The sequence below is a fragment of the Streptomyces sp. NPDC054841 genome, assembly GCF_053611045.1.
Window position 1 is genome coordinate 1 of record NZ_JBSGZO010000435.1, and the last position, 7,188, is coordinate 7,188.

9 protein-coding genes are annotated in these 7,188 nt (G+C 72.0%); 5 read left to right on the forward strand and 4 right to left on the reverse strand.

What is annotated here, in order from left to right; all coding sequences use genetic code 11:
- Positions 1–5: 5 nt before the first annotated feature.
- From ACWGI8_RS35730 to ACWGI8_RS35750, 5 genes are read left to right on the forward strand one after another with little or no spacing between them, the layout of a single operon-like run.
- On the forward strand, positions 6–839 hold the full coding sequence (locus tag ACWGI8_RS35730) for an ABC transporter permease (protein ID WP_453667458.1): 834 nt from the start codon (positions 6–8) through the stop codon (positions 837–839).
- Positions 827–1,699 (forward strand): ABC transporter permease, encoded by an 873-nt coding sequence (locus ACWGI8_RS35735; protein WP_453667444.1) that lies wholly within the window; start codon positions 827–829, stop codon positions 1,697–1,699. The genes ACWGI8_RS35730 and ACWGI8_RS35735 overlap by 13 nt, the downstream gene beginning before the upstream one ends.
- Complete coding sequence (locus ACWGI8_RS35740; RefSeq protein ID WP_453667446.1) at positions 1,699–2,775, forward strand: ABC transporter ATP-binding protein; 1,077 nt, start codon at positions 1,699–1,701, stop codon at positions 2,773–2,775. The genes ACWGI8_RS35735 and ACWGI8_RS35740 overlap by 1 nt, the downstream gene beginning before the upstream one ends.
- Positions 2,772–3,458: an HAD family hydrolase gene (locus ACWGI8_RS35745; RefSeq protein ID WP_453667448.1), complete on the forward strand. Its 687-nt coding sequence runs from the start codon at positions 2,772–2,774 to the stop codon at positions 3,456–3,458. The genes ACWGI8_RS35740 and ACWGI8_RS35745 overlap by 4 nt, the downstream gene beginning before the upstream one ends.
- Positions 3,451–4,209, forward strand: a complete 759-nt coding sequence (locus ACWGI8_RS35750; RefSeq protein ID WP_453667450.1) for a GntR family transcriptional regulator — start codon at positions 3,451–3,453, stop codon at positions 4,207–4,209. The genes ACWGI8_RS35745 and ACWGI8_RS35750 overlap by 8 nt, the downstream gene beginning before the upstream one ends.
- 290 nt (positions 4,210–4,499) lie before the next feature.
- On the opposite strand, the gene ACWGI8_RS35755 is transcribed toward ACWGI8_RS35750, so the two are convergent.
- From ACWGI8_RS35755 to ACWGI8_RS35770, 4 genes are all read right to left on the reverse strand, one after another.
- On the reverse strand, positions 4,500–4,664 hold the full coding sequence (locus tag ACWGI8_RS35755) for a hypothetical protein (protein WP_453667451.1): 165 nt from the start codon (positions 4,662–4,664) through the stop codon (positions 4,500–4,502).
- Positions 4,665–4,685: 21 nt separating this feature from the next.
- Complete coding sequence (locus ACWGI8_RS35760; protein WP_453667453.1) at positions 4,686–5,258, reverse strand: phosphonate degradation HD-domain oxygenase; 573 nt, start codon at positions 5,256–5,258, stop codon at positions 4,686–4,688.
- Positions 5,255–6,358, reverse strand: coding sequence for a 2-trimethylaminoethylphosphonate dioxygenase (gene tmpA / locus ACWGI8_RS35765; RefSeq protein WP_453667455.1), 1,104 nt, complete (start codon positions 6,356–6,358; stop codon positions 5,255–5,257). Before tmpA ends, ACWGI8_RS35760 begins: the two co-directional genes overlap by 4 nt.
- Before the next feature lie 177 nt (positions 6,359–6,535).
- Positions 6,536–6,925, reverse strand: a complete 390-nt coding sequence (locus ACWGI8_RS35770) for a ribonuclease domain-containing protein (protein WP_453667456.1) — start codon at positions 6,923–6,925, stop codon at positions 6,536–6,538.
- Positions 6,926–7,188 lie beyond the last annotated feature (263 nt).

Here is a 7,188-nt window from a genome sequence, read left to right on the forward strand (position 1 = left end):
GGCCCCTGGCCTGGCTGTCCGCCGTGCCGCTGCTGCTCGTCGTCGCCGTCGCCTTCGGGCTGCCGGCCCTGGCCATGGCCGACGGCGCCTTCACCCTCACCGACCCGGTCACCGGCGTCGCGACCGGCTACGGGACCGACAATCTGACCCACTCGGTCGACGGTGCCTACCGCACTGCCCTGCTCGGCAGCGTCAAGCTGTCCGCGCTCACCGCCGCCGCCGGCACGCTCTTCGGACTGCTGCTGGCCCAGGCCGTCGTCACCTCCCGCGGCCGGGCGCTGCGCGAGGCCGTGCTCACCGCATCCGGTGTGCTCGCCAACTTCGGCGGTGTGCCGCTGGCCTTCGCCTTCGTCGCCACGCTCGGCAATGCGGGCGTCCTCACCACCCGGCTCGGACTCGACGACCACGGCTGGTCGCTCTACGGCTTCTGGGGACTGGCGCTGACGTATCTGTACTTCCTGGTGCCGCTGATGGTGCTGACCGTGGCGCCCGCGCTCGACGGACTGCGCGTGCAGTGGCGGGAGGCGGCCCGCGACTGCGGCGCCTCCACCTGGCAGTACTGGCGGCACATCGGCATCCCCGTGCTGATGCCCACCCTCCTCGGCGGGTTCGTGCTGCTCTTCGGCAGCGCCTTCGCGGCCTACGCCACCGCCGCGGCGATGGTCGGCAGTTCGGTGCCGCTCGTCACCCTCCAGATCGCCGACGCGCTCTCCGGCAACGTCCTCGTCGGCCAGGAGAACGTGGCGCTCGCGCTCAGCCTCGACATGGTGCTGGTCGCCGCGCTGGTGATGGCCGTCCATCTGCCCCTGCAGCGAAGGAGCACCCGATGGCTCGCCTGAACACCGTCCGACCCTGGCGCGGGGCCGTCCTGCTGGCCGCCGCGCTGTACTTCCTGGTGCCGCTGATCGCTTCCGCGGTCTTCACCCTGGACATCCCCGGGCAGGGGCTGACTCTGTCCTCGTACACGCGGATCGTCGCCGCACCCGGATTCACCGGCAGCCTGCTGCTCTCGCTGGGGCTCGCGGCGGCCACCGTCGCGCTGGTGCTCCTCGTCACCGTGCCCGCGGCCGTCGCGGCCAGGCTCTCGGCACCGCGACTGCGCCCGGTCCTCGAGGTCGTGTGCACCCTGCCGCTGGTGGTACCGCCCGTGGCGCTGACCGCGGGGCTCGGCACCGTACTGCGCTGGGGCCCGGAGAAGCTGTCCACGACGCCGCTCTACCAGACGTTCGTGGCCGTGCAGAACCCGGACTTCCCCTTCGTCCTGGTCCTCGCGTACGCCGTGATGGCACTGCCGTTCGTCTACCGGGCCCTGGACGCGGGGCTGCGCTCCGTCGACGTCCGCACCCTGGTGGAGGCCGCGCGCGACTGCGGGGCCTCGTGGCCGCGCGCGCTGGTGTCGGCCGTGCTGCCCAATCTGCGCGGCGCGCTGCTGAACGGCTCGTTCCTCACCCTCGCCCTGGTGCTGGGCGAGTTCACCGTCGCCTCGCTGCTGGGCTTCCAGCCGTTCGCGGTCTGGATCGTGCAGGCGTCCGGCTCCGACGCCCGGCTCTCGGTCGCCGTGTCGCTGCTGAGCCTGCTGCTGACCTGGGTGCTGCTGCTGGCGCTGACCACGCTGGGCAACCGGCGCCGCAGGCCGCGTACGCCTCGTGCATCTCGTGCATCTCGCACTTCTCGTACCCCCGAAGGAAAGACCGCCTGATGACCCCGCTCGACACACCGGTGCGTACCGGCGCCGCTCTGCAACTGCGCGGACTGCGCCGTACGTTCGGTACCACGCTCGCGCTCGACGGCCTCGACCTGGAGGTCGCCCCGGGCGAACTGCTCGCCCTGCTCGGCCCGTCCGGCTGCGGCAAAACCACCGCGCTGCGCGTGCTGGCCGGTTTCGAACAGCCGGACCAGGGCCAGGTGCTGCTGGACGGCGAGGACATCGTGCCGGTGCCCGCCAACCGCCGTGACACGGCGATGGTGTTCCAGTCGTACAGCCTCTTCCCGCACCTCACGGCCGCCGACAACGTGGCCTTCGGGCTGCGGATGCGCAAGGTCGGCAGTACCGAGCGGCAGGCCCGGGCCGCCGAGCTGCTGGAACTCGTGGGACTGCCCGGCCACGGCGACCGCTATCCGCACCAGATGTCGGGCGGCCAGCAGCAGCGCGTGGCGCTGGCCCGCGCGCTCGCGCTGCGGCCCCGGCTCCTGCTGCTCGACGAGCCGCTGTCGGCGCTCGACGCACAGGTGCGGGTGACCCTGCGGGAGGAGATCCGCCGGCTCCAGCTGGAGCTGGGCATCACCACCGTGTTCGTCACGCACGACCAGGAGGAGGCCCTGTCGATGGCCGACCGGGTCGCGGTGATGAACCAGGGACGGCTCGAACAGTGCGCCGCGCCCACCGAGTTGTACGCCCGTCCGGCGACCGGCTTCGTCGCCTCCTTCATCGGCACCATGAACCGGATCCCCGGCCGCGCCGCCGACGGCGGCCTGGTGGAGGTGCTCGGCGTCCGGCTGCCCGTGGAGGGCGACGCACCCGCGCCCGGTGACGTCCATGCGCTGATCCGGCCCGAGTCACTCGATGTCACGGCTGACGCCGACGGCACGGCCCGGGTGACCGGAGCCGCCTTCCACGGCCCCACCACCCGGGTACGCGTCACCCTGGACGACGGCACGCCCGTGAAGGCGGACGTGCCCACGCACGCGGCGGCCGAGCTGACCCCTGGCACGGCGGTGACCGTACTCCCGCAGCAGCGGCCCGTGCTCATCGCGTCGCGGGGCGGGGAGGGGTGACCGGCCTGCACGCGGTGCTGTTCGACATGGACGGAACGCTCGTCGACACGGAGAGCGTCTGGCTCGACGTCGTCGAGTCGGCGGCGGTACGACGGGGACGCATCCTGAACGCGGGGCGGCGCACGGCCGTGACCGGCCGCTCGGTCGAGGACACGGCGGCCCTGCTGCACGGCTATCTGGGCGTGGCGGAGGAGGAACTCGCCGCGGAACTGGGCGCGGACTTCGCCGCCCGGCTCGCGGCGGCCGCCGTGCCCCGCCCCGGCGCGCTGCGGCTGCTCGCCGCGCTGCGCGCCCGACGGGTGCCGACGGCGCTGGTGTCGGCCTCGCCGCGGGCGGTCGTGGAGCAGGTCGCCGGGACCCTGGACGGACACCGATTCGATGTGCTGTTCGGCGCCGAGGACACGGCGCGGACGAAGCCGGAGCCCGACCCGTATCTGGCCGCGGCCGCGGCACTCGGCGCGGATCCGGGGCAGTGCGTGGCGGTCGAGGACAGCGCGGTGGGTGTGGCCTCGGCGGTCGCCGCGGGCTGCCGGGTGCTGGCCGTGCCGTCCACCGGGCCGCTCGCCGCGAGCGAAGGGGTCACGCTGGCGGGGTCGCTGACCGAGGTGGACCCCGAGTTGCTGAGCTCCCTGGTCCCGATGGCATCACAACTCAAGAACATGACAAGGTGTGCGCGTGAGTGAAGGACGGCGGAGGACGCCGCTGTATCTGAAGGTCGCAGCCGATCTGCGTACCGCCATCACGGCGGGCGAATACGGGTCCGGGGCGAAGCTGCCCGCGGAGGACGAACTGGCCCGCCGCTACGGCGTGTCCAGAGGGACGGTACGCCAGGCACTCGCCGCTCTGCGCACGGACGGCCTGATCACCTCACGGCGCGGAACGCGCCGGGTCGTGCTGGGCGGCGGGCCGCTGCTGCACAGCTTCGGTGAGCTGCGGTCGTTCACCCGGTGGGCGCGCTCGCTCGGCGAGGAGCCCGGGGGCCGTGTGGTGGCCGTCGACCGGGTGCCGGCGAACGAGGAGGAGGCGGAAAAACTCCGCCTCGCGGAGGGCGCGTTCGTCTATCGAGTACGCCGGCTGCGGACCCTCTCGGGTTCACCGGTGATGGTGGAGCGGACGACGTATCCGGAGCGGATCGGGGAGCTGGTGGCCGGGATGCCGCTGGACACGGTCTCGTACTCGGAGCAACTGGAGCTGCACGGCGTGCTGTTCACGGACGCCCGGCACACGATCGACCTGGTGCCGGCGGAGGAGGACGACGCGGAGCTGCTGGGCTGCCGGGTGGGCGAGTCGCTGCTGCGTGAGCGGCGGCATTCGACGGATCCGACGGGGTCGCCGGTGGAGTGGTCGCAGGACCGCTATCTGCCGGGGACGGTGGCGTTCACGATGCAGAGCTCGACGGCGACGAGCGCCTTGGGACGCAAGCTCAGCGGCTGAGCAGGCGGGGCACCCCCGGGCATCAAAGCGGCCCCCGTGGTCATCGGTTGCGCCTCGTGCGCTTCCGGCGGCTACGGGGGCCGTTTTGATGCCCGGGTGCCGTTTCGATGCCCGGGGGTCTTTGTCTGCTGCAGCCTTCGCTCATCCTGTCGCGAACCGTTCCGCGAACGGCGGCGCGAACGGCCCCGCGAGCGGCCTCGCGAGCGGCCTCGCCGACCATCTCGCGAACGGCGGGATCCCGCCGGGTCATTCCTTCCCCGACGGGATCCCGTCACTCGTGCGCTTGCGGGTCAGCGGACGCGGAAGGTCGAGAGGACCGCGGCGTGGTCGCTGGGGTGGAGGTTGTCGTGGTAGTCGGGGTAGGGCTTGGGGTGGCCTGCGACGAGCACCTTGGAGCTCTGCACGGAGAGGCCGCCCTTGAAGTAGACGAAGGTGAAGGCGATCGAGGCTCGCACCGGGAGTCACGCCAGGTCTGCTCAGCGGCCGGCCTCGGCCCGCAGCAGACCTTCCAGCAGGGACCTGAAGTACTCGAAGTCCGGCGTCTCCATCTCCGGGTCCTTCGCCTGCTCGTCCCAGCGGCGTACGGCGACGGCGTCGCGGGCACCCGGGTGCGCCTCGAAGGCCCGCACCTGCGCCTCGGTCATCGGACCGCCCTGGACCTGCAGGGTGTGCACGGACGCGTCGGAGAGCAGGTCGAAGTAGCCGGGCTCCACGGCGCACAGGTAGCGCTTGGCGGCGACGTGCAGCCGCACCGGCTCGGTGACCTCGGGGCCGAACCACCGGTCGAGCCAGTCGGCTCCGGTGTGGCTGTGCCGGTTGTCGGTGCCGTTTTCCATCAGGTCACGGCCGGTGACCGCGCCCTGGAAGTGGCCGACGTCGTGCAGCAGCGCGGCGGCGACCAGGTGCGGTGGAGCCCCTGCTGCCTCGGCGAGGACGCCGGCCTGGAGCATGTGCTGGGCCTGGGTGACGGCCTCGCCGAAGTACTCGGCGCTGCCTTCGCCCTCGAAGAGCGCGGCGAGGGTGTCGAGGGGGCTCACCTCGGTGTTCATGCGGCACCTTCCTTGAGGTCGCGGCGGAGTACGGCCAGGGTGGACGCGAGGCCGTCGATGTCGGCGTAGGCGCCCTGGAGGTGGCGGTCGCCGGATTCGGCGAAGGCCGTACGGGCGTGCAGCAGCCGGGTGTTGTCGAAGATCAGGCAGTCGCCGGGGGTGAGCCTGAAGTCGAGCTGCAGCTCGGGGCGGAGCAGCAGCTCGCCGAAGGTGCGGTACGCGCCGTAGAAGGCGTCGAGCACCTCGGCCGGCTGGTGCAGGGTGCCGATGGAGCGGTTGTTGAAGCGGATCTCCCGGATCCGGCCGAGCGGGTCGGTGCCGATCAGCGGCCGGTGCGCGCGCAGTTCGGTGCGGTCGTCGGCGAAGGCGAACGGCACGGGGACGCGCGTGAGGATCTCGTACGCGCCGGGATCCTCGGCCCGCAGCAGCGCCGCGGCGCGGAAGCCGTCGACGAGGCCGGAGTCGCCGCCCTGGGCCGCGTTGGTGAGGCAGTGCAGCAGTTGGAGGGTCGGGACCGGGTCGCGGTAGGGGTTGTCGGTGTGCGGGGTGATCCGGGCGCCGGTGAAGGCGAGGTTGTTGGGGTCGGCCTCGACGCGTACCTCGAAGAGCGGGCCGTAGTTCGTCTCGCGTACGAATCCGAAGCTCCGCGCGACGTCGAGGACCTGCCGGTCGCGGACGGGGACGCCGCGCAGCAGGACGAAGCCGAGCCGCAGCACGCTTTGGAGGGCGGCGGACTTGGCGGCGGGATCGGTGGTGTATGCGGCCCAGTCGGCCGTGGGGAGCCGTCCCTCGAGGTCGCCGGCGTCCCACAGCTCCTTGTCGTCCTCGGTGCGGCCGTCGCCCGGGACGGCACAGGCGCCGGGGAGGTGCGTGCCGAGCCAGCTCTCGGCATAGACGGAGCGGTGTCCGTCGGGGGCCCAGACGACCTCGTGTGCGGGCGCGCCGTCGGCGGTGAGTGCGTCGCGGACGGAGCCCACGGCGAGCCCGGCGGGCAGTTCGGTGATCTGGAACAGCTTCTGGCCGTTACGGGGGTCCCGGCAGCCGGTGCAGGGACAGTTGTCGCGCAGCCAGAACGGCGGTGCGGACGCGAGGGTGGACATGAGCAGAGCTCCATGTTGTACAGACAACTTCTGAACAGCAGGGAGCCTCGCAGGGAGGGGTGGCCTCGCGGTTACGGCGAAGTGGACGGCAGAAAGAGCCGTGCCGCCGGCCCAGAGGGGGAAGGGCCGGCGGCACGGGATGGAGGGGTCAGAGCACAGGATGGGACAGCGGGCGGATCAGCAGCCGTGGTCGACGAGGTCGAACGACCGGTAGTGGTCGGCGGTGTAGTAGTCCTCCTGCGACGACTGCCCCGTGACGATCCGGCGGGCACCGCGCGTGGTCGAGCCGGGCGTCTTCACCGTGTACTCGTGGTAGTAGCCGGTCGACTGCGCCGGGAGGACGCTCTCGCGGTTCCGGAAGACCGTCCCGTCCTGCGAGTACGGGAACGGGCCGCCGTTCTCGATGAGCTCAAGGGTCTCGTGGGCCTGGGAGGGCAGGTCGGAGTAGCAGATCTCACCGACCGCGGAGGCGGCGGTCGCCGGGGCCGCGACGGGGCCGCCGACGACGAGGGCGGAGATGAGGGCGGCAGCGCCGCCGAGCATGGTGAACCGTGGGGGGATTCGCATAGCGCCATGATGACGCGCGTAGAACTTGTCGTGTCAACGTCAACCGCGAGGTGTTTTCGCGTAATTCACCTCCACCACCGGGCCGTCACACATCCGATGCGCGAACGTCCCTGCGCGGTAACCGAGTTGACTCACACATGCATCCTCGACACCGATACCTCGTCGCCCGACACCTCGTCAGCCGATTCCTCGTGAACCGTCGCCTCGTCGATCGCAGCGGGGCCCGGCGGCCGAGCGGCCCGCCGGAGCCCATGCTCCGGCGG

What these genes read in the sequence shown, in the direction of transcription:
- ACWGI8_RS35735 (WP_453667444.1), top strand. Translation starts at nt 827, where the DNA reads ATGGCTCGCCTGAACACCGTCCGACCCTGGCGCGGGGCCGTCCTGCTG.
- ACWGI8_RS35740 (WP_453667446.1), top strand. Translation starts at nt 1,699, where the DNA reads ATGACCCCGCTCGACACACCGGTGCGTACCGGCGCCGCTCTGCAACTG.
- ACWGI8_RS35760 (WP_453667453.1), bottom strand. Translation starts at nt 5,258, where the DNA reads ATGAACACCGAGGTGAGCCCCCTCGACACCCTCGCCGCGCTCTTCGAG.
- ACWGI8_RS35770 (WP_453667456.1), bottom strand. Translation starts at nt 6,925, where the DNA reads ATGCGAATCCCCCCACGGTTCACCATGCTCGGCGGCGCTGCCGCCCTC.
- tmpA (WP_453667455.1), bottom strand. Translation starts at nt 6,358, where the DNA reads ATGTCCACCCTCGCGTCCGCACCGCCGTTCTGGCTGCGCGACAACTGT.